Source organism: Sphingobium sp. RC1, from assembly GCF_059738765.1.
Genome location: NZ_AP027306.1, coordinates 324,061 through 349,599 on the forward strand (window position 1 = coordinate 324,061; position 25,539 = coordinate 349,599).

A 25,539-nucleotide genomic window follows, 5' to 3' on the forward strand; every position below is an offset into this window, starting at 1 on the left:
TCAGGCCGCCCGGTGGGCGACGCTTTCGGGCAGGTCCTTGCCGAACACGCGCTGATAATATTCCGCCACCAGCGGCCGTTCCGCCTCATCGCATTTGTTGAGGAAGGACAGGCGGAAGGCAAAGCCGATATTCTTGAAGATCAGCGCATTCTGAGCCCAGCTGATAACGGTGCGCGGGCTCATCACGGTCGAGATGTCGCCGTTGACGAAGCCCTGACGGGTCAGTTCCGCCACCTTGATCATATTCTCGACTTCCTTGCGGCCGCCCTCATGATCATATTCGCCCGACTTGGCGAGGACGATCTGCGCCTCGGTCGCGGCAGGCAGATAGTTCAGCGTCACGACCAGATTCCACCGGTCCATCTGGCCCTGATTGATCTGCTGCGTGCCGTGATACAGGCCGGTCGTATCGCCCAATCCGACCGTGTTGGCGGTCGCGAACAGGCGGAAATGCGGGTTGGGCCGGATCACGCGATTCTGGTCGAGCAGCGTCATCTTGCCATCGGCTTCCAGCACACGCTGGATCACGAACATGACGTCCGGGCGTCCCGCATCATATTCGTCGAACACCAATGCTACCGGACGCTGCAACGCCCAAGGCAGCAATCCTTCGCGGAACTCGGTAACCTGCTGCCCGTCGCGCAGCACGATCGCATCACGGCCGACCAGGTCGATACGGCTGATATGCGCGTCCAGGTTGATGCGGATACAGGGCCAGCGCAGCCGCGCCGCGACCTGCTCGATATGGCTCGACTTGCCGGTGCCATGATAGCCCTGCACCATGACGCGCCGGTTATAGGCAAAGCCCGCCAGAATCGCGAGCGTGGTGTCCGGGTCGAACACATAAGCGGGGTCGAGATCGGGAACGCGCTCGTCCGCTTCGGAAAAGGCGGGGATTTTTAGATCGACGTCGATGCCGAACACCTCCCGCGCATCCACCTCACGGTCGGGCGCGGCCAGCAGCGTCTCTGAACGGGTATCGGGCTGGACGTTGGGAATGTCGGTCATGCGAACGGGTCTTTCTGAATGATCTTTATGGCCCCTAACCGATCCAGGAAGGGCGTGTCGATATAGTGGGGCCTCCCTTTGCCCCGATCAAGCGGCCCATTTTCGCGAAATGGCCTGACGCCCGGGCCGTAACCGTGTCTTCAGACCAACTTTACGAAAAATATATAGGCCATCGAAATGACCTATCTGATTCTGGCATTGGGCTTCGTGGCCATCAACCTTTGGACCATTCTGTGCTTTGGCCATGACAAGGCGCGGGCAAGGTCTGGCGGCCGTCGCGTCAGGGAAGCTGACCTCCTTGGCCTCGCCATGATCGGAGGAACGCCGGGCGCACTGATCGCTCGTCAGCTATTCCGTCACAAGACCCGCAAGGAACCATTTTCTACCCAGTTGATGCTGATCGCGGTTGTGCAATGTGGCCTGCTGATCGGCTGGTTTATCTTCTGATTCACGCCCTTCAGGCGAAGGCAGCTGCCTTGCGCAGCAGGCCATAGGCCTCGATCACGCTCTGCAATGCGCTTTCGTGGCTGCGGTCGCCGCCATTATGATCGGGATGATAGCGCCGCAGCAGTTCGGTATAACGCTGTCGCAACGCCTTGCGATCCGCATCGATCGGCAGCCCCATGGTGGACAGGGCCTTGCGGTCCTCGTTGGACAGGAACTTGCCATCCTGCCGCATCTGGCTGTCTGCCCGCGCCTTCGCCACCCGCTCCTTGAACTTGGCGCCGATCGCGTCGAGCGGGTCCTGAAAATCCGACCATTTGGGGGGCGGGCTGGCGGCGTTCGATGAAAAGGCGCGCGTCTCCCGCTCCCATCCCGCAAAGGGACGCTGGGCGGCGGCGATCTCATCCGGGCTCATGCCGGTGAAGAAATTATAGCCCTGATTGAATTCGCGCACATGATCGAGGCACAGCCAGCGCCAGCGCGGGCCTTCCTGATTTGGTGACGCGCCCTCCAGCGGCGGCGCACGAAACTCTCCGGGTTCGACGCACCCATCGACCGCGCAGGGGCGGTCGCTTTCCACGCGGCCATGGAAGCGGTTGAAACGGCGGGTCGAGTACGGGTCGGTAGACAAGATTGCCCTGATGCATGATGGAACAAAGGGCCTATATAGGGGCGATGAGCACCCAACTGAAAGGCCCGGTGGCCACAGAGATTGAGGCGCGGCTGCGCGCCGCCCTGTCGCCAGAGCATCTCGCCGTGATCGATGACAGCGAGAAGCATCGCGGTCATGCGGGGCATGACGGATCGGGCGAAAGCCACTTCACGGTGGAGATCGTCTCGGCCGGGTTCACTGGCAAAAACCGCGTCGCCCGCCAGCGCCTCGTCAACGCCGCGCTCGCCGATCTGCTGCGCGACAAGGTCCACGCGCTGGCCATCAAGGCCCGCGCGCCCGGCGAAGCATAAGGGAACATCCATGACCCTAGACGACCTCGTCATCCAGACCGTTAGCCCGACCACCCATGATCTGGGCGACTTCCGCGTCCATCGTTCACTGCCCGCGCCGGGCCGGACGATGGTCGGCCCCTTCATCTTCTTCGATCAGGCCGGACCCGCCAAGATCGGCGCGGGCCAAGGCATCGACGTGCGCCCGCACCCGCACATCAATCTCTCGACGGTCACCTATATGTTCGAAGGCGCCTTCCTGCATCGGGACTCCTTGGGCACGGAGCAGTTAATCGAGCCGGGCGCGGTCAACCTGATGACTGCGGGCAGCGGCATCGTCCATTCCGAACGCTCCCCCGACAGCGACCGTGCACGCGAGTCCAAAATCTCGGCCATTCAGACATGGCTCGCCCTGCCCGATGGCATTGAGGAAATGGCGCCAGCCTTCGAACATGTCAGCGAAGGGGGCTTGCCCGTCATCGACTGCGGCCGGGCGAGCGCGCGCGTCATCATGGGCAGCCTCTGGGGCGCATCCTCGCCGGTCACGACCTATGCCGACACCATCTATGCCGATATTCAGCTGTCACCGGGCGGGAACGTGCCGATCGATACCGATGCGGACGAGCGCGCCATCTATGTCGCTGGCGGAGACGCCGCGCTCGATGGCGTCGCCCTCCTGCCCCAGACGCTCTACGTCCTGCGTCCCGGCACCCGCGCCACGTTAATGAGCGTCGATGGTGGCCGCGTAATGTATTGCGGGGGCGAAGCCTTCAAAACGCCGCGCCATGTCTGGTGGAACTTCGTCTCTTCATCCACCGACCGCCTCTATCAGGCGCGCGAGGATTGGGAAGCCATGCGCTTCCCCCTCATTCCCGGTGACGATCAGGAATTCATCCCCATCCCGCAGGGGCGGCCCAAGACGGTCAGCTATCCGTGAAATCATCCGCCCCACAATGAACGTTCGCCCTGAGCTTGTCGAAGGGCTTACTTTCTTGAAAAAGAAGGGGCTTTGACAGGCTCAGCCCGAACGGAGATGGGGTAATCGAGGCTGGCCGCTCACTGAACAAAGGTCAGCGATAAATTCTCGGCATTTTTCGGAATATCGATCCGGCTCTCGTTGATCGACGCTTCCTCGCCCGGTTTCAGGCTGGTGCGGTCGGCCTTCGTCGTCCAGCTGAACACCAGCCGGTTCTGCTGATCGCGCAACTGCACCAGCACCGGCGGCACCGGCAGCGTCTGCTTGCCGCTGTTCACGATCCGCGCGCCGAATGCGAAATATTCCTCGCCCGTAGGCAGCTTGCGCCGCTCCGCAGGCTTGGACAGGTAGAATAGCAGGTCCGGATCGCCTTCCTCGGAAACAAGGCCAAGATTGACCGCCCAGCTTGGCGTGCCAAAATACCAGAGCGCGCCACCCACGCCGACAACCGCCAGGCCGAACAGCACCGCCGCATAGGTCCACAGCTTCAGGTAATTGCGGCGCGGCCTGACGGGCGCGGCATAGCTTTCCGCAGGCTCCTCGTGGCTCCGGCCGTAAATATCATCGACGCGATTATCGACTGGCGCTGCCGCCACTGGCTCAGGCGCCGGTGCGGCAACCGCTTCTGCCACAGGCGCCGGATCAGCCTGAACCTCGGCGGGCGCAGAGGGTGGAGGCGGAGCAGCGGCAACAGGTGGCGGCGGAGGCGGGGCAGGGGGTGCCTCAGCGGCAATGGGCGCTTCCGCCATCGCCACGGCCTCTTCCCTGACGGCCAGCGCCGGTCCTTCTTGGAACCAGCTATGTTTGCAGGAGGCGCAGCGAACCTGGCGGCCATTGGGGCCGACGGCGCTGTCCGGCACAATATAGCGCGTGGCGCAATTGGGACACACCAGGATCATGATGCTTCATAGGCATGGCTTGGACTCGAGGGCAAGCGGCATTGAAGAGGCACGCTGAAGATGCCGCGACTCGGCGGATGATGGCGCTTGGCGCTTTACGCCTGCCTGCTCGCTGTGCCATGGCTGCACCCAAGGGGCAGCAGGGAGCGCGCGGGCGCATAATCGAAGCATGTCGGCGATCGTCCAGTTCGAAAATGTCGGCCTGCGCTATGGTCTGGACAGCGAAACCCTGTCCGACGTCAGCTTCTCGCTGCATGGCGGCGGCTTCTATTTCCTGACCGGCGCGTCGGGCGCGGGCAAGACCTCGCTGCTCAAACTCCTTTACCTCGCCCAGCGTCCCAGTCGTGGCGTCATCCGCCTGTTCGGGGAAGATGTGGTGACCCTTCCGCGCAAGCGCCTGCCCGGCTTCCGCCGTCGCATCGGCGTCGTCTTTCAGGATTTCCGGCTGGTCGCGCACCTGTCCGCCTACGATAATATCGCCCTGCCGCTCCGTGTCGCGGGCATGGCGGAAAGCGAGATCGACGCCTCGGTATCCGAAATGCTCAACTGGGTGGGGCTCGGCGACCGGGGGCAGGCGCGCCCCGCGACCCTGTCGGGCGGAGAGCAGCAGCGCGTCGCCATCGCCCGCGCCGTCATCGCCCGGCCCGAAATCCTTGTCGCCGACGAACCGACCGGCAACGTCGATGCCGACATGGCCCGCCGCCTGCTCACTCTGTTCGAAGCGCTCAACCGCCTCGGCACCACCATCGTCGTCGCCACCCACGACCTGCCGCTGATCGGCCAGGTCGAAGGCGCGCAGATGATGCGGCTGGACAAGGGCCGCCTATCCGATCCCACCGGATCGCTGCGCTACCCGCCCCGTCCGCAAGGGGCCGCCGCGTCATGACCGGCGCAGACCGCCGCGCCGCCGCTGCCGCCCGACACCGCCTGCTGCCAGAAGGCCGCGTCGCCGGGCCGATGCCCTGGGTGATCGCGATCATGATGTTCCTGACCGTCCTCGCGGCGGCATCAGGCCTTGGGCTGGCCGCAGCGGTGCAGTCGGTCGGCGCCGACCTTGCCGGACGCGCCACGGTCCAGATCGTAGAAGCCAATGCCGACCGCCGCGAGGAACTGAGCGGCGCCGCGGCCCGCCTGTTGCGCAAATCCGCTGACGTGCACGCCGTCCATCCCGTCGATCCCGCAACACTCGCCGAGCAGATCCGGCCCTGGCTGGGACAGGATGCGGCCAGCGGCGACCTGCCGATCCCCGCCCTGATCGACGTGGAACTGACGCCTGGCGCGACCGGAGCCAAGGCGCAGCGGTTGGGCCGCATGCTCGCCACCCTTTCGCCGAACATCCGCGTGGAGCCGCACGCCGCCTTCCTCCAGCCGCTCGGCAGCCTGCTCGCGGCACTGGGCGGACTTGCGGCAGGAATCGTGCTGCTGATGGCGCTCGCCACCGCCGCCATCGTCGTGTTGGCCGCGCGCGCGGCGCATGACAGCCATCGCGGCACGATCGACGTGTTGCACCTGATGGGTGCCACCGATGTGCAGATCGCCCGCCTCTTCCAGCGGCGCATGGGCCTCGACGCGCTGTTCGGCGGCCTGCTGGGCTTTGTCACCGCCTTGCTGGTCATCATCCTGCTTGGCACCCGGCTCGCGGCGACAGGGTCCGATCTGCTGGCGGCGATCAGCCTGCCGTGGAGCAGTTGGCTGATCCTTGCCACCCTGCCTATAGGCGGCGTCCTGCTCTCGACGCTGGCCGCACGGTGGACCGTGCTGCGATCCCTGGGGCGGCTGCTATGATCGTCCGCCTCTTTGCGGTGACCTTGCTCGCCTGGATGCTGGGTTTCGCCTGGTTCGCGATCTTCCTGCCCCAGCCGCTCGACGGCCGCCCGACAGACGCCATCGTCGTGCTGACGGGCGGCGCGGGCCGGATCGACCGCGGCCTTGCCCTGCTTGAAGAGGGCGCGGCAAAGCGAATGCTGATCTCCGGCGTCGATCGTTCCGTCCGCCCGGCGGAGCTGGCGGCGCAATATGAAAGGCCCGAACGGCTATTTTCCTGCTGCATCACTCTGGGCCGTGAAGCGATCGACACCCGCTCCAACGCCATAGAAACCGCGCATTGGCTGGAGCGCAGGGACTTCCGCACCGTCCGCCTCATCACAACGGACTGGCACATGCGCCGCGCCGCGCTTGAACTGCGGCAAGCGGTGCCGGGCAATCTGACGATCGTCTATGACGCCGTGCCGAGCCGACCCAGCCTCAGGATGCTGATGCGGGAATATAATAAATATCTCCTCCGCCGTGCCGCCGCGCTCGTCGGGATTTGAAGAACGGCCTTATGATCACCGCCCTGCGCTCGCTCGTCTTCATGCTGATATTCTACAGCGGCTCATTGCTGCTGGTTCTTGCCGCTCTGGCTGTGGCATGGCCATGGCCTGCAGGGGTTCCGGTCGTAGCGACGGCATGGGGCCGCTTTCACCGATTCTGCGCGCGTTGGATTCTCGGGCAAAAGGTGCGGATCGAAGGCGAACTGCCGCTGGGCAACTATCTCTATATCGTCAAGCATGAGTCGATGTTTGAAACGATCGACCTGCTCTGCATTTTCGATCGCCCGGCCATCGCCGCCAAGCGCGAATTGCTCGACATTCCGTTGTGGGGCCGTATCGGTCGGCTGTACGGCCTTATTCCGGTCGAGCGCACCGCTGGGGCCAGCGCCCTGCGGACCCTGCGAGCCGCCGCCCGCGCCGCAAACGATCAGGGCCGTGCCGTCTGCCTCTTTCCAGAAGGCACGCGCGTTCCTCATGGCGAAACGCCCCCCCTGCGGGCGGGCTTCGCGGGCCTCTATTCCCTCCTTCGCCTGCCGGTCGTTCCGATCGCGATCGACAGCGGCCGCCTGTCCCCGCGCGGCAAATTCATGAAACGGGCAGGCACGATCACCTACAAGGCGGGCGAGATCATTCCGGCGGGCCTCGATCGCCGCGAGGCTGAATCCCGCGTCCATGCCGCGATCAACGCGCTGAACCAACCGTCGGCGCCCCAACAGCACTTCCGTTCGCCCTGAGCGCCTGCTGCAAGCAGGCAGTCGAAGGGGACTCTACTTCTTTTTGAAGAGGGCCACAGAGCAATTGGATTAATGACGCCGCCCAAAGTCGGGCTTGGGATCATCCTGCCCCTGCTCGATGATCGACCGCCGGATCGCCCGGGTCTTCGTGAACAGGTTGAACAGCGCGTCTCCGTCATTCCAACGGATCGCCCGCTGCAACGCCGACAGGTCCTCGGAAAAACGCTGTAGCATCTCCAGCACCGCGTCCTTGTTCGCCAGGAACACGTCGCGCCACATGGTGGGATCGGATGCCGCGATGCGAGTGAAGTCGCGAAAGCCGCCTGCGGAATATTTGATGACCTCCGACTGGGTCACATCCTCCAGATCGCTGGCCGTGCCGACGATCGTATAGGCGATAAGGTGCGGCAGATGGCTCGTCACGGCTAGCACCAGGTCATGATGCTGCGGGTCCATGGTTTCGACGTCTGCGCCAACCCGGTGCCATAGTTCGGAAATACGCTCGACGGCGGCCGGATCGGCACCGGCAGGCGGTGTGATGATGCACCAGCGGCCTTGGAACAGGCTGGCGAAACCTGCTTCAGGTCCGCTGTTTTCCGTCCCCGCAACGGGATGCGCAGGAATGATGACCCGACCCGGCAGGGCGGCCGTCAACTGCGCCAGCACATCGGCCTTGCAGGACCCCACATCGCTGACGATCGCCTCGGGCGGAAGGTCCGCCGCAATCTCCGCCGCCGCAGCGCCCATCGCCCGCACGGGCACGCACAGCACCACCAGATCGGCGTCAGTCACGCTTGCGCCCGCCGTGTCGGTCACATCGTCGCACAGGTCGATCGCCCGCGCGATCTGCCGCACATTGGGATCGGCATCATGCCCCGTAACCCGGACGGTCGGCATATATTCGCGGATCGCCCGCGCCAGCGAAGAGCCGATCAGGCCAAGGCCGATGATGGTGACACGCGCGAACGGCAGCATGTTCAGGCAGCCTCTACCATGGCGAGCAGCTTCGCCGCGACCGCGCGCATTTGTTCCTCGGTGCCGATGGTGATGCGCAGGCCGTTGGGCAATCCTTGCCCCGGCAGCCATCGGGTCGCGAAGCCTTCGTCCCACAACCCTTTCATCGCCGCCTCCGCCGTCAGCTTGCCTTCGAACAGGATGAGGATGAAATTCGCCTTGCTCGGCACCGCGCGCAGCCCATGATTGGACAGCGAAGCCACCTCATCAGCCAGCCATGCACGCCACTTCCGGTTATGCGTCCGGCTCGCCTCGACCCAGGCCTGATCCTTTACCGCCGCGATCGCCGCCGCCTGTCCGGCATTGGTTACATTGAACGGCGCGCGGATGCGGTGCAGCGCGTCGATAATCTCCGCACTCGCGTAGCCCCAGCCGATCCGCTCCGCCGCCAGCCCGTAAATCTTGGAGAAGGTGCGCGTGACGAAGACGTTCGCCGCCGACTTGGCCAGCTCCAGCCCCGCATCATCCTCATCCGCGTCCAGATATTCGGCATAGGCCTGATCCAGCACGAACAATATGTCGGGCCGCAGCGCCGCATGCAGCCGCGCAATCTCCTCACGCGACGTCATCGTGCCGGTAGGGTTATTGGGGTTGGCGAGAAAGACGACTTTCGTCTTTTCCGTCACGCAGGCCAGCACCGCATCGACGTCCGTCGCATAATCCTTGTCCGGAGCGATGACCGGCGTGGCACCCACGCGCCGCGCGGCGATGTCATAGACCGAAAAGCCATAATGGACGTACAGCACTTCGTCGCCCGGCCCGGCATAGGCGCTCGCCGCTATGTGCAGCAGCTCGTCCGACCCCGTGCCATAGATCACCCGCGCCGGGTCCAGTCCATGCACGGCGGCGATTGCCTCGCGCATCTTCGCCGCGCCCGGATCGGGATAGGTCGCAAGGTCCGCCGTCGCCGCGATCAACGCTGCCCGCGCTGCTTCCCCCGTGCCCAGCGGGTTCTCATTCGCGCTCAGCTTGATCAGCGGGCGCCCGTCATCGGCTGCCGCCTTGCCGGGCACATAGGGCGAAATGCCCAGTATCCATTCTTTGGGTGCAGGTTTCGTCATGGCTGGGCTTTAGCGTCATCCGCATCAAAGGCAAAGCGCTGCTATAGCACCGGCGTCACCAGCGGCTGGCCCGCCGCCCATGCGTCCAGATTGGCCAGCACCAGGTCCGCCATCGCCCTGCGCGTGCTTTCCGTGGCGCTCCCCTGATGCGGTTGCAACACGACATGATCCATCGTCAGCAGCGCCTCGGGCACATGTGGCTCCTGCGCAAATACGTCCAGTCCGGCCCCGCCGATCCGGCCATCGACCAGCGCCGCCACCAGCGCATCCTCGTCGATCACGCTCCCCCGGCTGATATTGATCAGCACGCCCTGCGGCCCCAACGCGTCCAGCATTGCCGCATCGACCAGTTTACGCGCTTCCGGCCCGCCCGATGTCGCGACGATCATTACCTCGCTTTCCCGCGCAAATGCGTTCGGGTCCGCAACATAACGGTAAGAAGTTTCGGAGGCAGCTTTGCGATTGTGATAGATAATCTCGCCCGCGACCGGCTCCAGCCGCCGCGCAATCGCGCGCCCGATACGCCCCAGACCCAAAATCCCGATCCGTCGCCCGGTGACGCTACCGCTCAGCGGCACTTTCCCACCGCGCGCCCAACTGCCCGACCGCACCATCCGGTCATTGGCGGCGATATTGCGCACCGTCGCATAGAGCAGCCCCACGGCCAGATCCGCCACATCATCGGTCAGCACATCGGGCGTATTGCTGACGCTGATGCCCTTGGCCCGCGCATGGGCGATGTCCACCTTGTCATAGCCGACCGAAAACAGGCCGATCATCTCCAGCCGGGGCAGCGCGTCCATGATGGCGGCAGATGCGCCAACCGCCCCGAAAGACACCAGCGCCCGTGCCTCCCGCACCTCTTCGGGCAACGCTTGGGGATCAGCCTCCGCCGCCACCGCCCGGACGATGAACCGGGCCTTCAGCTGCTCCTCCAGATAGGGCGACAGGGGACCATAGGCGACGATGGGAATGCGGCTTTGGCTCATGCCCCCGTCCTAGCCCATCCCCAGCCGATTGACAGCATCCCTCCACGGTCCTAGCCCGCTTGCACCATGGCCAGCGCCTCCATCCCCGACGACAGCCGTTTCGGCCTCCGCCGCCAGGTCCGCCTGCCCGGACCCCTGCGGCTGGACAGCGGCGCGGCGCTCAGCCCCGTCGATATCGCCTATGAAACCTATGGCGCGATGAATGAGGACGGGTCGAACGTCATCCTCATCTGCCACGCGCTGACCGGCGACCAATATGTAGCGTCCGACCACCCCGTCACGGGCAAGCCCGGCTGGTGGTGGCGCATGGTGGGGGAGGGGAAGCCCATCGATCCAGCGCGACATTTCATCGTCTGCGCCAATGTCATTGGCAGCTGCATGGGCTCCAGCGGCCCCGCCAGCCTCGATCCAGCGAGCAACGCCCCTTACGCCATGCGCTTCCCGGTGCTCACCATCGCCGACATGGTGCGCGCGCAGGCGCTGCTGCTCGATCATCTGGGCGTCGGCCGCCTCGCCGCTGTCATCGGTGGCTCCATGGGCGGCATGCAGGCCTTGAGCTGGCCGACCATCTTCCCCGATCGCGTCGAAAGCTGCATCGTCATCGCCTCGACCGCCCGCCACAGCGCCCAGAACATCGCCTTCCACGAAGTCGGGCGGCAGGCGATCATGGCCGATCCCAACTGGCGCGGCGGCGACTATTATGCCGACGCGCAGGTGCCGAGCGCTGGCCTTGCCGTCGCCCGCATGGCCGCGCACATCACCTATCTGTCCGAAGCGGGCCTCACCGAAAAATTCGGCCGCCGCTTGCAAGGCCGCGATGCCAAGACCTTCGGCTTCGACGCCGACTTCCAGGTGGAAAGCTATCTGCGCCATCAGGGCCTGAGCTTTGTCGAGCGGTTCGACGCCAACTCCTACCTCTACATCACCCGCGCGATGGATTATTATGACATTGCGGAGGATCATGGCGGCAGCCTCGCCACTGCGTTCGCCCCGTCCAAGGCGCGCTTCTGCCTGGTCAGCTTCGACACCGACTGGCTCTACCCCACGGCGGAATCCCGCATCATCGTCCACGCCCTCAACGCCAGCGGCGCGCAGGCGAGCTTCGTCGAGCTGTCCAGCCCCTTCGGCCATGACGCCTTCCTGCTCGAATGCCCGGAACTGAACCGCGTCGTCGATGGCTTCCTCAAAGGCGGCCGCGCGTGAGCGAGACGCTTCGGCCGGACCTCGCCCTGATCGCCCGCACCGTAACGCCGGGCGCGCGCTTGCTCGACGTCGGCTGCGGCGACGGCGCCCTCATGGCCGCGCTGCGCGACACGAAACAGGTGGACGCGCGCGGGCTGGAACTGGATGCCGGTAATGTCGCCGCCGCCGTTGGCCGGGGCCTGTCCGTAGTGCAGGGCGACGCCGACACGGACCTTGCCTATTATCCCGACGCCAGCTTCGACTATGCGATCCTCAGCCAGACGCTGCAGACCACCCGTCGGCCGGATCTGGTCGTCGAGGAACTGCTGCGCATCGGCCGCCAGGCCTTCGTGTCCTTCCCCAACTTCGCCCATTGGCGCGGAAGGCTGTCGCTGCTCTGGGGCGGCCGCATGCCGGTGACGCGCCTGCTGCCCGACACCTGGTACGACACGCTCAACATCCACCATGTCACGGTCGATGATTTCCGCGCCCTGGTGAAGGATCGCGGCTGGACCATCGATGGCCAATGGTTCCTGAAGGGCGACAAGGAAACCACCCACGCGAACGCCAATCTGTTCGCCGAACACGCCGTCTTCCTGCTGCGCCGGTAAGGCGAGTTAAAGCCAGACCGCCGCGTCGCCCGGCTGCCACGCGGGCCTGCGCGTCATGACGCGGGCAAACAACTCCGACCCCACCAGAACCCGCAGCCATGCCTGCACCCGAGGCAGGGGTTGCGCGTCAAACCATTCCGGCTCCGTGCGGGCAAATTGCCGCACAAAGGGAAACAGGGCGATGTCGGCCAATGTCCTGCCCGGCCCGCACAGAAAGTCACCGTCCCCCAGCCGTCCCTCCAGCGCACCCAGCAAATCCATCGCCGCCGCGCGATGCTCCAGCGGGTCCGAACCATAGCGCCCCGCATATTTATAGCGATCGAGATGCTGCTTGAATGGCCCGTCATTGGTCGCGATCAGCGCGGCGTCATCCCCATCCAGCCACCGCTCCGGATCGTGCTCCCGGAGCGCCCAGTGCATGATGTCCAGGCTTTCGTCGATCACCTCCCCGCCGGGCAGCACCAGCACCGGCACCGTGCCCTTGGGTGAGAGCGCCAGCATGGAGGATGGCTTGTCGCGCAGCACCACTTCGCGCACCTCGACCTGCCGCCCGCTGATCATCAAGGCCATCCGCGCCCGCATGGCATAGGGGCAGCGCCGGAAACTGTAGAGAATGGCGGTCATATCGCGTCCGCCCTTGCCCTCAACGCTCCTTGGTCGCGCTGAACCTGACCTTCGGATGCCGTTCCTGCTGGTAACTCACGTCCCAGGCGCTCTTCGCCATGAAGACCAGATTGCCATCCCGGTCCTTCGCCATATTGGCGACGTTGAACGACGCCAGATCCTTCACCGCCGCCTCCTCCCCGGAAATCCAGCGCGCCGTATCGAAGGGGGAGGGTTCCAGCCCCGCCGCCACCTTATACTCCGCCTCCAGCCGCGAAATCAGAACGTCCAGCTGCAACTGCCCGACCACGCCGACCACCCAGCTGCTGCCGATTTCCGGATAGAAAACCTGGATAACGCCCTCTTCGGACAGATCGTCCAGCGCCTTCCTCAACTGCTTGGTCTTGGTCGGGTCCTTCAGCGCCACGCGCCGCAATATTTCCGGCGCAAAGTTCGGCAAGCCCGTAAAGCGCACCCCCGCCTTCTCGCTGAGCGTATCGCCGACCCGCAACGTCCCATGATTGGGAATGCCGATAATGTCGCCGGGAAAAGCCTCATCCGCAATCTCGCGGTCCTGCGCGAAGAAGAGGATCGGCGAATGCACCGCGATCGGCTTGCCCGACCCGCTCGGCGTCAGCTTCATGCCCCGCCGGAACTTGCCCGAACACAGCCGCATGAAGGCGATCCGGTCACGATGCTGTGGGTCCATATTGGCCTGCACCTTGAAGATGAAGCCGGTGACTTCGCTATTCTCCGGCTCCACCGGCGCGGGCTCAGCGGGCTGCGCGCGCGGCGGCGGCGCATGGGCCGCGAGCGCGTCGATCAGCTCGGTGACACCGAACAGCTTCAGCGCCGACCCAAAATAAACCGGCGTCAGGTCGCCATGCCGATAGGCGGCAAGGTCGAAATCGGCATAGCCACCGACCGCCAGCTCGGCCTCTTCCCGCAGCTTCTCCAGCCCTCGAGCGGAAATATGCTCGGCCAGCGCATCGTCATCGATGCCCTCGACAAACACTTCCTTGCCCTCAAACTCCTTGGAAGCGCCGGACGGCTGGCGCAGCCGGTTCTTGGCGAAATCGTAAATCCCCTCAAACTCGCCGCCCATGCCGACCGGCCAGCTCATCGGGCACACGTCCAGCGCCAGAGCGTCCGCGACCTCGTCCAGCAGGGCAAAGGTGTCGCGACCCTCCCGGTCCACCTTGTTGACGAAGGTGATGATCGGCACGTTGCGCAACCGGCACACTTCGAACAGCTTGCGCGTCTGCGGTTCGATGCCCTTCGCGGCGTCGATCACCATCACCGCCGAATCGACGGCGGTCAGCGTGCGATAGGTATCTTCGGAAAAATCCTCGTGCCCCGGCGTATCGAGCAGGTTGAAGGTGATCCCGTCCCGCTCGAACGTCATGACCGAACTGGTCACGGAAATGCCGCGCTGCTGCTCGATCTTCATCCAGTCAGATCGGGCGCGCCGGTTCGCGCCGCGCGCCTTGACCTCACCGGCCAGATGGATCGCGCCACCTTCCAGCAACAGCTTTTCGGTGAGGGTCGTCTTACCCGCGTCAGGGTGAGAGATGATCGCGAAGGTACGGCGGGATGGGATGGTCATGGCGCGCCATATAGCGAGTCCGTCGGGATTCGCCAGCGGTGCCTCTTGGCGTCACCGCGCTCCTGCGCAGGCACTCGAACGAGACAAGTGGCTCGTGAGAGCCCAGATCAGACGGGGAGACTAGGCTCCTGCCTTCGCAGGAGCACGATAGACGTCAACAAAAGCACCCGCTCAATCGACCACCGTCACGTCCATGCGGAACCGCCGCTCATCGCCCGGCAGCAGGCGCATGACGCCTTGCTTGTCCCAGACATCACCCTCAAACCCGACCAGGTCCGCCATCCCGGCCCAGGGCTCGACACACAGATAAGGCGCCCCCGGCTTCTGCCACAGCCCCAGCCAGGGCGTATCGGGAAAATCGATCTTCAGCCGCGCCCGCCCCGGCACACCCCAAAGCAAACTATGGCTCTCCAGCTCATCCCAGATCAGCGCATCGCCCTCGAACATCGCATGGATCGGCTTCAGCACATTGCCTTCGACCGGAGAAGCCACGCTTTCCCGCGCGATCAGGCCCGGCTCGTCCCCCACCTTCCGGATCGGCGCAGTCTCCGCCGTCTCAAACTCCACGACATGCGCCTCGACCGCACCGCCATAGGGCAGCGGCCAGGCAAAAGCCGGATGATAGCCAAAGGAAAAGGGCATGTCCGCCTCGCCACGGTTCGCAACGGTGGCCGTCATCATCAACGTGCCGCCCGCGACCGCGAACTGCATGTCCAACCGAAAGTCGAACGGATAGACCGCCCGCGTCGCCGCATCCGCCTCCAGCCGGAAGACCACCGATTCCGGCAGATGCTCAATCTGCGCAAAGGCCATGCGCCGGGCAAAGCCATGCTGCGGCATCGGAAAGTCACGCCCGTCCAGCCGATATACGTCGCCGCGCGAGCGCCCGACAAAGGGAAAGAGCAAAGGCGCATGCCCCGTCCACCAGCGCGGATCAGCATCGGTCATCAGCTCGCGGCCCTGCGCGTCCGTGAGCGACCACAGTTCCGCACCCAAGGGATTGATGCTGGCGGTGAGCCCATCCGAAGCGATCGTCACCAACTCGTCCACCGCACACCCCCTGTATGATGTTCACTGGGTCCATCAAGATCGTCACCCCGGACTTGATCCGGGGTCCCGCTTCCTCGCTCGCATGGCTGAAGACAAGCGGGGTCCCGGGTCAAGCCCGGGACGACGGCAAGGGAACTGCCGCAGGTTCAGCCCTTCCCTACCCCGTTCGTTTCGAGCGAAGTGGAGAACCGCTCAACTGCGAGCCGCCGAGTTACCCCCGCAACGCTGCCCCAAGCTTCTCCGCAGCCTTCACAACCGCAGCGCTGATCGCATCCAGCTCCTCCTGAGAAAAGCTCTTCTCCCCAGGCTGTAACGTCACCTCAATGGCCAGGCTCTTGCGCCCCTCGTCAACGCCCGGCCCGACAAACACATCGAACAGCCGCGCATCGAGAATCGCCTTCTTGTCCGCACCCCTGACCGCGCGAACCAGCGCATCCGCCTCGACCGCCTCATCCACGACAAAGGCAAAGTCCCGCTTCACCGCCTGCAGCGCGGGCGGCGCATAGGGCGCCCGCATGAAGCCATTCTTCCGCTTCGCTGGAATCGCGTCGAGGAAAATCTCGCCCGCAACCACCACGCCGGTCAAACCAAATTGCTTAGCCAGCGAAGGATGCAGCACGCCGAATTCGGCCAGCACCACCTTAGGCCCCAGCCGCAACGTCCCCGACTGCCCCGGATGATAAGCACCCGAAGCGTCGCCAAAGCTCTGCAGGTTAGCCACTGGCGCTCCAGCGGCGGCAAGCAGTGCGATCACTTCAGCTTTCGCATCAAAGGCGGTGAAGGCCTGCGCCTTCCCCGTCTCCCATCCACGCGGCGTCTTCTCGCCTGCCAGCACGAATCCAGCCGTCGCCCGCTCCTTATCGGAGAAATAGCGCCGCCCCAGTTCGAACAGCCGCACCGAAGCCGCGCCCCGGTCCATGTTCCGCCGCGCCGCTGACAGCAGCCCCGGAAGCAGCGAAGGCCGCATGACCTTCAGATCTTCGGAAATCGGATTGGCGAGCGTCCAGTCGCCGCCGCCCACGGAAGCCGCTTCCTTTTCCGAAATGAAGGACCAGTTGATCGCCTCGGCCAGCCCGCGCGCCGCCGCCGTCCGGCGCACCCGCCGTTCGACCAGCTGTTCCGCTGTCGCCGTCGGCCGGGCCACACCAGGCATGCGGGGCAGGGGAGTGGACGGCACCTGATCCAATCCGACGATCCTTACGGCCTCCTCGACCAGATCGGGCCAGCCATCGACATCCCGCCGCCAGCTTGGCACGCTGACCATCCAATGCGCCGACGTCGTCACCGGCATGCCATCTTCATATTCGAATGTGGCGTCATGCACTTCCACGCCAAAGCCCAGGCTTTCCAATATGCGGCGCTGCTCATCGTCGCCGACATAAACGCCAGCCAGCGTCAGGCATTGCGATGGTTCATAGCGGATGACTTTGTTAGCGGCAGGCGGCGTGCCCGTGCGCGTAGCCTCGCTGGCGCTGCCACCGCACAGTTTCACGACCAGGTCGGTGGCGATCGACAGGCCGTCGTCGAGGAAAGCCGGGTCCACCCCGCGCTCGAACCGTCCACGCGCATCGGAGGTAAGGGCGAGCTTCTGCCCCGTCACCGCGATCCGCTCCGGCGTGAAATAGGCGCATTCGATCAGCACATCGGTCGTGGCTTCTGTCGCGCCCGAATGTTCGCCGCCCATGATGCCGCCAATGTCATGCACCGCCTCATCATCGGCGATGACCGTCATCGTCTCATCGACCGTATAAGTCTTGCCGTTGAGCGCCAGCACCTCTTCGCCCGCCTTCCCCCGGCGCGCCGTCAGCGGCCCCTTCAGCGTCGCCATGTCATAGACATGCAGCGGTCGGCCAAGGTCGATCATCAGATAATTGGTGATATCGACCAGCGTGCTGATCGGCTTCTGCCCAATGGCCTTGAGCCGCTTCGCCATCCATTCGGGTGACTGGCCATTGCTGACGCCCTTGACCGTCCGCGCGAAGAAAGCCGGACAACCCTCTGCATCCTCAACCCGCACATCCGGCCCCGGACCGACGCCCTCTACAGCCGGTACGATGATAGGATTGAGCGTCCCAAGGCCCGCCGCCGCCAGATCCCGCGCAATCCCCCGCACGCCCATGCAGTCCTGGCGATTAGGTGTTATACTCACATCAATCACCGGGTCATCCAGCCCCGCCCACCGGGCATAGACCTCACCCACCGGCGAATCCTCGTTTAATTCGATGATTCCGTCATGATCTTCGCCCAGTTCCAGTTCCCGGAACGAACACATCATGCCGTTGGACTCGACCCCGCGAATGGCGGTCTTCTTCAAAACCATGCCATTGACCGGCACCACCGCGCCCTCGGTCCCGAACACGCCGACCAGCCCCGCGCGCGCATTGGCCGCACCACAGACAACCTGCAAAGCGCCATCGCCCGCATCCACGGTCAGCACCTGCAACTTGTCCGCCTGCGGATGAGGCTCCGCCGTCAGCACCCTGGCGATGCGGAAGGGCGCGAGCTTTTCCGCCGGATTCTCCACGCCCTCGACCTCAAGGCCGATATCATTGAGCGTTTTGAGAATCGTCGGCAGATCGGCATCGGTATTGAGATGCGTCTTGAGCCAGCTCAGCGTGAACTTCATGCGCCGACTCCCCCGCTCAGCGTCGGCACGTCCAGCGCCGAAAAGCCATAATGTCTCAGCCAGCGCAGATCGCCGTCGAAGAAAGCGCGCAAGTCGTTCATCCCATATTTCAGCATCGCCAGCCGATCGACGCCCGTGCCAAAGGCAAAGCCCTGCCACTCATCCGGGTCCAGCCCACATGCCTCGATCACCCGGCGGTGGACCATGCCGCTGCCCAGCACTTCCAGCCAGCCGCCGCCCGGCGCATCGCCATCGCCGCCAATCACCCGCTGGCCATTGGTGAGGGTGTAACCCACGTCCACTTCGACCGAAGGCTCAGTGAAGGGGAAGTAGCTCGGCCGCAGGCGCAGCACGATATCGTCCCGCTCGAAGAATGCCTTGAGGAAGGTCTCCAGCGTCCATTTGAGATGGCCAAGGGTGATCCCCTTGTCGATCACCAGCCCCTCGATCTGGTGGAACATCGGCGTATGCGTCGCATCGCTGTCCGACCGATAGACCCGTCCCGGCGCGATGATGCGGATCGGCGGCTCACCATTCATCATCGTCCGAATCTGAACCGGCGAGGTGTGGGTGCGCAGCAGCATTTTCGTCCCCTCGGAATCAGGGAAATAGAAAGTGTCGTGCATCGCCCGCGCCGGGTGCGTCTCGGGAATGTTGAGCGCGGTGAAATTATGCCAGTCGTCCTCGATCTCTGGCCCTGTCGCGACGGAGAAGCCAAGGTCCGCGAAAATCTCCGCCAGTTCGTCCATGACCTGGCTCACCGGATGCACCGACCCGTGCGCGCCGAGATCAGCGGGCAAGGTCATGTCGATCTTTTCCGCCGCAAGCTTCGCATCAAGCGCCGCCTGCTCCAGCACCGCCTTCCGCTCGGCCAGCGCAGCCGTCACGCTTTCCCGCAAATCCTGGATCGGCGGTCCCTTCTCCAGCCGCTCCTCAGGACTCATCGGCCCCAATGTCTTGAGCAGCCCCGTCACCACGCCATTCTTGCCCATTGCCCCCACGCGCAAAGCTTCCAGCGCGTCGAGCGTGTCGGCGGCATCGATGTCGGCGATCAGGCCGGCTTTCAGATTGGCAATTTCACTCATGAGTATTCATCATTCCCGCGAAGGCGAAATATTGAGCGCGCCTTAGCCGGGCGCGAGCGCCAAGGAAAGGGTCAGACCCGCGCGCCTAGCAGCGCACCGCCAAAGCCGATGAACAGCAAGCCTGTCCCCCGATAGCGCTAGCTTCCCGACTTCGCTCGAAGCGAACCGGAGATGCTGAACAAAACAAAAAGGGCGCCGGAAGCATCTGCCCCGGCGCCCCTTGGACGATCTTTCGACCGTTCTATGCTCAGGCCGCGGGCAGCGCAGCCTTGGCCTGGGCGATGATGGCGCTAAACGCCTCGCCTTCGTGCATCGCAATGTCGGCCAGGACCTTGCGGTCCAGATCGACGCCGGCCAGCTTCAGGCCGTGCATGAACTGCGAATAGGTCAGACCCTCGGCGCGGACGCCAGCGTTGATGCGCTGGATCCACAGGCCACGGAAGGTGCGCTTCTTGACCTTGCGGTCGCGATAAGCGTACTGGCCGGCCTTTTCGACGGCCTGGCGAGCGATACGGATCGTATTCTTGCGACGGCCATAATAGCCCTTCGCCTGATCCAAAATCCGCTTATGCTTCGCCTTGGTGGTCGTACCACGTTTTACGCGTGCCATGTGCCTCTACTCCTTACTTCAGGCCGTAGGGCGCCCAGAGGCGCACGTGAGCGACATCGGAATCCGACAGCACGGACGTACCGCGGTTCTGGCGAATATATTTTGCGTTGTGGCTGATCAGGCGGTGACGCTTGCCAGCGACGCCGTGCTTGACCTTGCCGGAAGCGGTGAACTTGAAGCGCTTCTTCACACCGCTCTTCGTCTTGAGCTTGGGCATTTTCGTCTCCTTTTTCAGCGCGACGATTACGGACAGCCACGGCAGCCCTAGTTAGCCGGGCGGTCCTTCCAAATATCGCGAAGGGGCGCGCATAATCGGCCAGCCGCCGGAAAGCAAGGTGATTCGGACCCAAAGCAGGGGAAGGGCGTTCTTGCGCCATGGCCGACGCCGATCCCCTGCGGCCGGGCACCCCGGCGACATCGGCTCCTGCGCCCGACAGCGGGGCAGGAGGCGTTGGCCATTATTGGTCCTGCGCGCGTCAGAAATGGGGCGATGTTCCCCTGCCGCTGCGTATCATCGCCTATATCGTCGGGCTGATCTTCGTGCTGTGGCTGATCCTGTTCATCACGAAGGGCCGTTTCCTCAAACATCCGTTCGAGCGCTTCCTCACCAGTCGGCTGGAGCGCCCGGTCAAGGTTGGTGGTGACTTCCAACTCTATTTCGCGCCCATCATGATCAAGTTTCGCGCCGAAGGAATGACGATCGCCAATACGCCCTGGGCGAGCAGGCCGCATTTCTTCCATTCCGATCTTATCGATACCCGGATCGCGCCGCTTAGCCTGATCTTCGGCGAAAAATATCGATTTCGTTGGCTTGAGCTTCGCAACGCCGCCACTGACCTGGAATGGTCGAGGGATGGCAAGAGCAATACATGGACCTTCGGTGACCCGAATAAGAAGGGAGAACCGCTCAATCTGCCGCTCGTGCGCCGGGCGCTGCTTGCCGGAACGACGTTGCGCTATCGCGACCCCCGGATGCAGTTGTCCACCGACATAAGCTTCGAAACGGTGAAGGCGCAGGACACGCGCTTCGCGAGTGACATCCGCTTCTCCGGCGACGGCACCATGCGCAACCGCCCCTTCACTCTGCGTGGCGGTCTGCTCTCGCCCAACGAAACCGTCACGGGCGGAAAGAACAGGCTCGCGCTCCACGCACAGTCCGGGCCGACAATCCTGGAGGTCAGCGGAACCTTGCCGGGCGCGACCGAAATTGAGGGAGCCGACCTGCTGCTGCTGACGCGCGGTCCCAATCTTGCCCTGCTGTTCGACTTTCTGGGCGCTGCCATCCCCGAAACCCGCACTTACCGCTTCACCTCCGCGCTTACCAAGCAGGGTGGAGAATGGCGCTTCACCCATCTTAAGGGCCGGTTTGGAGACAGCGACCTTTCCGGGCGCATGACTGTATCGCTGCCTGACAATCGCCTGCGCTTAAAGGCTGACCTCGCCACCCGCACCCTCGATATTATCGATGTGGGTCCCTTCATCGGCTATAATCCTCAAAAGTTGGAAGCGCAGGGCGCCAGTGGCGCGATCGAAAATGTCGGCGGCAGGCCGCGCGTCCTGCCGGACGCACCGCTCAGGGTAGAGGCACTGCGCAACTTCGACGCCAATGTCCGTTACGATGTGCGTCAGGTCAGGGCGCCCAACGTGCCTATTTCCAATATCGGTCTTACGCTAGCGCTGGAGCGCAGCCTGCTTACGCTTTCGCCGCTCACCTTCGACATGTCCGGCGGGCATGTCAGTTCGGACATAGAGATAAACGCGCGGGCTCAGCCGGTGCGTACGCGCTACGATGTGCGCCTGTCGCCGACACCCATGGGCAAGCTCCTCGGCCGTTGGGGTGTCGAGGAATCGGGGACCACCGGCATTATCAAGGCGCGGGCGCAAATGACGGGCATGGGCAATACGGTGCATGATTCGCTTAGTACCGCCAATGGCAGGATCGCGGTCATCCTGCCTGCTGGCACCATGTGGGCGCGCAATGTTCAGCTTGCCGAACTGGACGTGGGCACCTTCATCACGAAAATGTTCGAGAAGAAGCTGAAGCAACCTGTCCAGATCAATTGCGGACTCATCGCCTTCACCGTTCGCGATGGCATCGCGGCGGCGGACCCGATCATCATCGATACCAAGAAGAACGTCATGCTTGGACGAGGCGGCTTCTCCTTCCGCAACGAGAGCCTCGATCTCGCTTTCCGCGCTGACGGCAAGAAGTTCAGCCTGTTTTCCGGCCAGTCGCCTGTCGGCATCAGGGGCTATTTCGCAAAGCCGGGCATCAACGTCATCAGTCCTGAATTGATCGCGCGCGGCGGTGCGGCGGCGGCGCTGGGGATCGTGGCGAGCCCACTCGCTGCCGTGCTGGCCTTTGTCGATGTGGGGGACGCCAAGAGTGCGGCGTGCGGCCCCGTCCTGGCGGGCGCGACGGCCACGGCGCAGAGGACGAAGGGCGGGAAGCCCCGAGATGACGTAGGCCGGGGCACAACGTCAAAGGAAGAGTCCGGCAAGGCCAGCGCTACGGAAGAAAAGAAGCAGAAGAAGAAGTTTCTGGGGATTTTCTAGGGTACTGCTGCGAAGGTAATTCATCGAGAGGGGCTGCGATATGATCTTCGGCACAGCCTGCTGGCAAATCCGAACTGGCGACATCACCCGTTGCGCGACGGACGCGATCGTCAACGCCGCCAATAGTTCCCTGCTGGGGGGCGGCGGTGTGGATGGTGCGATCCATCGGGCGGCCGGGCCTGAACTGCTCGCCGAATGCCGCAGGTTGGGCGGCTGTCCAGTAGGGGAGGCGCGGATCACGCGCGGCTACAGCCTGCCTGCTGCGCATGTCATTCATACCGTCGGTCCGGTATGGCGGGGCGGGGCTTCGGGCGAGAGCCAGTTGCTCGCCAATTGCTACCGATCATCGCTTGATCTGGCGCGGGAGCATAGCCTCCGCAGTATAGCCTTCCCGGCCATCTCCACCGGCATTTATGGCTATCCGAAAGAACGGGCCTCTCGGGTCGCGGCCCAGGCGGTGCGGGGCCAGCTTGCTGCTTTCCCGTCGGCCTTCGACCTCATCCTGTTTGTCTGCTTCGATGACGAGAGCGCGCGCATATATGCCGAAGCAGTGACGGCGCTGGCCGCCTGAAACATCAATGCCTGAAACATCAATGAGCGTGATGTCCTTCGGCAAGCGCTTCCAGCACATCGTCCAGCCGAGCAGGATCGCCGATCGCGATAACCTGCCCGTCGCTTTCCGCCGTGATGGGGTCGCCCGCCCAATCGCACATCCGTCCACCTGCGCCTTCCACGACCGGGACGAGCGCAGCAATGTCGTGCAGCTTCAACCCGGCTTCCACGACGATATCGACATGGCCCGACGCGATAAGGCCGTAATTATAACAGTCGCCGCCCCACACCGTGTCGCGGCACTGGCCCGCCAGCCGCGAGAAATGCTCGCCGGTGCAGCCCGGGAAATATTGCGGCCCGGTGCTGGCGACGATCGCTTCTTCAAGCGATCGGCAACTGCGGGCGGTGACTAGTGCGCCGTTGAAGGTCGTGGGCTGACCCATCATACCTGCCCAGCGCTCTTGCGCGATCGGCTGGTCGATGATGCCGATGGTCGGCCATCCCGCCTCAGTCAGCGCGATCAGCGTGCCAAAGATCGGCCGTCCCGCAATGAAGCTGCGCGTGCCGTCGATCGGGTCGAGGATCCAGACGCGCTCCGCGTCTTCGCGTATCGCTCCATATTCCTCCCCGATGATGCCGTCCTGGGGGCGTTCCTTTTCCAGGATGGCTCGGATCGCTGCTTCCGCCGCCCGATCAGCCTCGGTCACCGGCGACTGGTCCGACTTGAATTCCATGTCGTATCGCGCGCGGAAAAAGGGCCGGATCGCCGCTGCGGCGGCGTCGGCGAGGCGGTGGGCAAGGGTCAGGTCATCGCGGGTCGTCATCGCTCCCGCCTAGCCGGAAAGCACTTGCTGCGCTAGGCTTTGCCAACCTGTTCCTGATCGCGATGAAGGAGGGAAAAACATGCCTGGCTCCCCACTGATCCCCGGCCTGCGCTATGCCGATGCTCCAGCGGCTATAAACTTCCTGCAAGACGCTTTCGGCTTTGCATTGCACGCCTGTTATGAGGACGAAGCGGACTCGCACATCATCCACCATGCGCAGCTCATATTGGGCGAAGGCATGGTCATGCTGGGCAGCGCGCGCGATGGCGAGGCCGAGTCGCTCTACAGTTGGACGACGCCGCGCGATCTGGGCGGTGTCACGGCCTGCATCTATGTGGTGGTCCCGGATGCCGACGCTCACTGCCTGCATGCCCGCAATCAAGGTGCGGTGGTGGTGAACGAGCCGCATGATAATCAAGGCTATCCCGGACGCGGCTACGAGGCGCTCGATCCGGAAGGCAATCTCTGGAGCTTCGGCACCTATGATCCTTGGGCAGCCGTCGTTTAAGCTTCGTCAATCCGCGCCGTTTATCGTTTCGTATCAGAAGGGAATCGTTGTGGCGCTGATCGGCTGGATCTTGAGTTTCGCGGCCTTGTTGGGCGCTCTCGCCATGCGGCAGGACGCGCCCGTCGGCGGGTCAGCTATCCTTTCCAACATGCTCCTGCTGCTGGCGCTGCTCGCCTGCCCGATGCTCTGGCGGGAAAAGCCGCTTGGCATTTCCCGCGCTCAGAGGGTCGTTGGCGGACTGATTCTGCTATTCTGCTTGCCCATAGTGTTGCTGCCGGGCGCCTCTTAGAAGTCGCGCGGCGCAACTTGTTGGCGCTTAGTCGAACAGGCTGGAAACCGAGCTTTCGTCCGCAATCCGCTTGATCGCTTCGCCCAACAGCGGGGCAATCGGCAGGTGACGGATGCTCTTGGCAGTGCACACCGCGTCCGTGCCCTGGATCGAATCGGTGATCACGAGTTCCTTGAGTTCCGACGCTTCGACGCGCGCAACCGCGCCACCCGACAGCACGCCATGGCTCACATAGGCGACCACTTCTTCCGCGCCCGCAGCCTTCAGCGCCCCGGCCGCGTTGCACAGCGTACCGGCCGAATCGACGATATCGTCGATCAGGACGCAGAAGCGGCCCTTCACGTCGCCGATGATGTTCATCACCTCCGATTCGCCAGCACGCTCGCGGCGCTTGTCGACGATGGCGAGCGGGGCGTTGTCCAGCCGCTTGGCGAGGGCGCGGGCGCGCACCACGCCGCCCACGTCCGGCGACACGACCATCAGGTTGCGATCGCCAAAACGTGCCTGGATATCGGCCGACATGACCGGCGCGCCAAAGAGATTGTCGGTCGGGATGTCGAAAAAGCCCTGGATCTGCCCCGCGTGCAGATCAACCGACAGAACGCGGTCAGCGCCCGCCGTCGTGATCAGGTTCGCCACCAGCTTGGCCGAGATCGGCGTGCGCGGGCCGGGCTTCCGGTCCTGCCTTGCATAGCCGAAATAAGGAACCACCGCAGTGATTCGCTTGGCCGACGCGCGCTTCAGCGCATCGATCATGATCAGCAATTCCATGAGATTGTCGTTGGTCGGATAAGCCGTCGACTGAATGACGAACACGTCCTCACCACGGACATTCTCGTGAATTTCCACGAAAACTTCCTCATCCGCGAAGCGGCGGACGCTCGCGTCGGTCAGCGGGATCTCGATATAATCTGCAATTGCGGCCGCAAGCGGCTTGTTGGAATTGCCGGTCATGAGTTTCATGGCCAAACCCCTGTGACGATTGGATGACGGTGCGCGAAACGCGGCCCCTTTAGCCGCGCTTGCCCTCACTGGAAAGGCGCTTTTGCGCAGGGGGG

28 protein-coding genes are annotated in these 25,539 nt (G+C 63.9%); 13 read left to right on the top strand and 15 right to left on the bottom strand.

Translation table 11 applies throughout. The annotated features are described in order from the left end of the window. Entirely contained in the window at positions 1-1,008 is a 1,008-nt protein-coding gene (cobS, locus tag AC6JBC_RS01610; RefSeq protein WP_464787698.1) for a cobaltochelatase subunit CobS, read from the bottom strand. A 177-nt stretch (positions 1,009-1,185) separates the two neighbouring features. Between cobS and AC6JBC_RS01615 the strand changes: the two genes are divergently transcribed. Further along, positions 1,186-1,455 (top strand): DUF1294 domain-containing protein, encoded by a 270-nt coding sequence (locus AC6JBC_RS01615; RefSeq protein ID WP_498025026.1) that lies wholly within the window; start codon positions 1,186-1,188, stop codon positions 1,453-1,455. Positions 1,456-1,465: 10 nt separating this feature from the next. On the opposite strand, the gene AC6JBC_RS01620 is transcribed toward AC6JBC_RS01615, so the two are convergent. Then, positions 1,466-2,083 (bottom strand): DnaJ domain-containing protein, encoded by a 618-nt coding sequence (locus AC6JBC_RS01620; RefSeq protein WP_498025028.1) that lies wholly within the window; start codon positions 2,081-2,083, stop codon positions 1,466-1,468. Between the two features lie 44 nt (positions 2,084-2,127). Between AC6JBC_RS01620 and AC6JBC_RS01625 the strand changes: the two genes are divergently transcribed. Beyond that, positions 2,128-2,415 (top strand): BolA family protein, encoded by a 288-nt coding sequence (locus tag AC6JBC_RS01625; protein WP_498025029.1) that lies wholly within the window; start codon positions 2,128-2,130, stop codon positions 2,413-2,415. 10 nt (positions 2,416-2,425) lie between these two features. Continuing rightward, positions 2,426-3,331 (top strand): pirin family protein, encoded by a 906-nt coding sequence (locus AC6JBC_RS01630; protein WP_498025030.1) that lies wholly within the window; start codon positions 2,426-2,428, stop codon positions 3,329-3,331. Positions 3,332-3,450: 119 nt separating this feature from the next. Here the strand turns inward: AC6JBC_RS01630 and AC6JBC_RS01635 are convergent, their stop codons facing one another. After that, the gene (locus AC6JBC_RS01635; RefSeq protein WP_498025031.1) at positions 3,451-4,269 is read right to left on the bottom strand and encodes an MJ0042-type zinc finger domain-containing protein; all 819 of its coding nucleotides are present in this window, start codon (positions 4,267-4,269) and stop codon (positions 3,451-3,453) included. A gap of 169 nt (positions 4,270-4,438) precedes the next feature. On the opposite strand from AC6JBC_RS01635, the gene ftsE reads away from it, so the two are divergent. From ftsE to AC6JBC_RS01655, 4 genes are read left to right on the top strand one after another with little or no spacing between them, the layout of a single operon-like run. Continuing rightward, positions 4,439-5,155 (top strand): cell division ATP-binding protein FtsE, encoded by a 717-nt coding sequence (gene ftsE / locus AC6JBC_RS01640; RefSeq protein ID WP_498025033.1) that lies wholly within the window; start codon positions 4,439-4,441, stop codon positions 5,153-5,155. Beyond that, positions 5,152-6,054, top strand: a complete 903-nt coding sequence (locus tag AC6JBC_RS01645) for a cell division protein FtsX (RefSeq protein WP_498025035.1) — start codon at positions 5,152-5,154, stop codon at positions 6,052-6,054. The genes ftsE and AC6JBC_RS01645 overlap by 4 nt, the downstream gene beginning before the upstream one ends. Next, complete coding sequence (locus AC6JBC_RS01650; protein WP_460986996.1) at positions 6,051-6,581, top strand: YdcF family protein; 531 nt, start codon at positions 6,051-6,053, stop codon at positions 6,579-6,581. The genes AC6JBC_RS01645 and AC6JBC_RS01650 overlap by 4 nt, the downstream gene beginning before the upstream one ends. Before the next feature lie 11 nt (positions 6,582-6,592). Then, complete coding sequence (locus AC6JBC_RS01655; RefSeq protein WP_498025037.1) at positions 6,593-7,315, top strand: lysophospholipid acyltransferase family protein; 723 nt, start codon at positions 6,593-6,595, stop codon at positions 7,313-7,315. Between the two features lie 69 nt (positions 7,316-7,384). Here the strand turns inward: AC6JBC_RS01655 and AC6JBC_RS01660 are convergent, their stop codons facing one another. Genes AC6JBC_RS01660 through AC6JBC_RS01670 form a run of 3 tightly spaced genes read right to left on the bottom strand, consistent with a single transcriptional unit; the run spans position 7,385 to position 10,379 of the window. Then, positions 7,385-8,290 carry a prephenate/arogenate dehydrogenase family protein gene (locus AC6JBC_RS01660; RefSeq protein WP_498025039.1) on the bottom strand — a complete coding sequence of 302 codons (906 nt, stop codon included), beginning with the start codon at positions 8,288-8,290 and terminating at the stop codon, positions 7,385-7,387. A 2-nt stretch (positions 8,291-8,292) separates the two neighbouring features. Beyond that, positions 8,293-9,390, bottom strand: a complete 1,098-nt coding sequence (gene hisC, locus AC6JBC_RS01665) for a histidinol-phosphate transaminase (protein ID WP_498025041.1) — start codon at positions 9,388-9,390, stop codon at positions 8,293-8,295. Positions 9,391-9,431: 41 nt separating this feature from the next. Further along, complete coding sequence (locus tag AC6JBC_RS01670; RefSeq protein ID WP_498025042.1) at positions 9,432-10,379, bottom strand: 2-hydroxyacid dehydrogenase; 948 nt, start codon at positions 10,377-10,379, stop codon at positions 9,432-9,434. A 66-nt stretch (positions 10,380-10,445) separates the two neighbouring features. On the opposite strand from AC6JBC_RS01670, the gene metX reads away from it, so the two are divergent. Then, on the top strand, positions 10,446-11,582 hold the full coding sequence (metX, locus tag AC6JBC_RS01675) for a homoserine O-acetyltransferase MetX (RefSeq protein WP_498025044.1): 1,137 nt from the start codon (positions 10,446-10,448) through the stop codon (positions 11,580-11,582). Then, positions 11,579-12,172, top strand: coding sequence for a methionine biosynthesis protein MetW (gene metW, locus AC6JBC_RS01680; protein WP_498025045.1), 594 nt, complete (start codon positions 11,579-11,581; stop codon positions 12,170-12,172). Before metX ends, metW begins: the two co-directional genes overlap by 4 nt. Before the next feature lie 6 nt (positions 12,173-12,178). On the opposite strand, the gene AC6JBC_RS01685 is transcribed toward metW, so the two are convergent. The 7 genes from AC6JBC_RS01685 to rpmI form a co-directional block, all read right to left on the bottom strand. Then, the gene (locus AC6JBC_RS01685; protein WP_498025046.1) at positions 12,179-12,796 is read right to left on the bottom strand and encodes a glutathione S-transferase; all 618 of its coding nucleotides are present in this window, start codon (positions 12,794-12,796) and stop codon (positions 12,179-12,181) included. A gap of 19 nt (positions 12,797-12,815) precedes the next feature. Further along, the gene (locus AC6JBC_RS01690) at positions 12,816-14,381 is read right to left on the bottom strand and encodes a peptide chain release factor 3 (RefSeq protein WP_498025047.1); all 1,566 of its coding nucleotides are present in this window, start codon (positions 14,379-14,381) and stop codon (positions 12,816-12,818) included. Between the two features lie 171 nt (positions 14,382-14,552). Further along, positions 14,553-15,431, bottom strand: coding sequence for an aldose 1-epimerase family protein (locus AC6JBC_RS01695; RefSeq protein ID WP_498025048.1), 879 nt, complete (start codon positions 15,429-15,431; stop codon positions 14,553-14,555). A gap of 211 nt (positions 15,432-15,642) precedes the next feature. After that, positions 15,643-18,057, bottom strand: coding sequence for a phenylalanine--tRNA ligase subunit beta (pheT, locus tag AC6JBC_RS01700; protein ID WP_498025049.1), 2,415 nt, complete (start codon positions 18,055-18,057; stop codon positions 15,643-15,645). Continuing rightward, positions 18,054-19,142, bottom strand: a complete 1,089-nt coding sequence (gene pheS / locus AC6JBC_RS01705) for a phenylalanine--tRNA ligase subunit alpha (RefSeq protein ID WP_498025050.1) — start codon at positions 19,140-19,142, stop codon at positions 18,054-18,056. The genes pheT and pheS overlap by 4 nt, the downstream gene beginning before the upstream one ends. Before the next feature lie 247 nt (positions 19,143-19,389). Next, positions 19,390-19,752 carry a 50S ribosomal protein L20 gene (gene rplT / locus AC6JBC_RS01710; protein WP_022682430.1) on the bottom strand — a complete coding sequence of 121 codons (363 nt, stop codon included), beginning with the start codon at positions 19,750-19,752 and terminating at the stop codon, positions 19,390-19,392. Between the two features lie 13 nt (positions 19,753-19,765). Next, the gene (gene rpmI, locus AC6JBC_RS01715) at positions 19,766-19,969 is read right to left on the bottom strand and encodes a 50S ribosomal protein L35 (RefSeq protein ID WP_183955972.1); all 204 of its coding nucleotides are present in this window, start codon (positions 19,967-19,969) and stop codon (positions 19,766-19,768) included. A gap of 158 nt (positions 19,970-20,127) precedes the next feature. On the opposite strand from rpmI, the gene AC6JBC_RS01720 reads away from it, so the two are divergent. Both AC6JBC_RS01720 and AC6JBC_RS01725 read left to right on the top strand, forming a co-directional pair. Continuing rightward, positions 20,128-22,308: an AsmA family protein gene (locus tag AC6JBC_RS01720; RefSeq protein ID WP_498025053.1), complete on the top strand. Its 2,181-nt coding sequence runs from the start codon at positions 20,128-20,130 to the stop codon at positions 22,306-22,308. Between the two features lie 40 nt (positions 22,309-22,348). Continuing rightward, positions 22,349-22,879 (top strand): O-acetyl-ADP-ribose deacetylase, encoded by a 531-nt coding sequence (locus AC6JBC_RS01725; protein ID WP_498025054.1) that lies wholly within the window; start codon positions 22,349-22,351, stop codon positions 22,877-22,879. A 19-nt stretch (positions 22,880-22,898) separates the two neighbouring features. Here AC6JBC_RS01725 and hisN read toward each other — a convergent pair whose 3' ends face one another. Continuing rightward, on the bottom strand, positions 22,899-23,684 hold the full coding sequence (gene hisN, locus AC6JBC_RS01730) for a histidinol-phosphatase (protein WP_498025055.1): 786 nt from the start codon (positions 23,682-23,684) through the stop codon (positions 22,899-22,901). Between the two features lie 79 nt (positions 23,685-23,763). Between hisN and AC6JBC_RS01735 the strand changes: the two genes are divergently transcribed. Together AC6JBC_RS01735 and AC6JBC_RS01740 are read left to right on the top strand one after the other, a co-directional pair. After that, on the top strand, positions 23,764-24,192 hold the full coding sequence (locus tag AC6JBC_RS01735) for a VOC family protein (protein WP_498025057.1): 429 nt from the start codon (positions 23,764-23,766) through the stop codon (positions 24,190-24,192). A 49-nt stretch (positions 24,193-24,241) separates the two neighbouring features. Then, on the top strand, positions 24,242-24,481 hold the full coding sequence (locus tag AC6JBC_RS01740) for a hypothetical protein (RefSeq protein ID WP_498025058.1): 240 nt from the start codon (positions 24,242-24,244) through the stop codon (positions 24,479-24,481). 27 nt (positions 24,482-24,508) lie between these two features. Here the strand turns inward: AC6JBC_RS01740 and AC6JBC_RS01745 are convergent, their stop codons facing one another. After that, positions 24,509-25,444: a ribose-phosphate pyrophosphokinase gene (locus AC6JBC_RS01745; RefSeq protein ID WP_498025059.1), complete on the bottom strand. Its 936-nt coding sequence runs from the start codon at positions 25,442-25,444 to the stop codon at positions 24,509-24,511. Between the last annotated feature and the right edge of the window lie 95 nt (positions 25,445-25,539).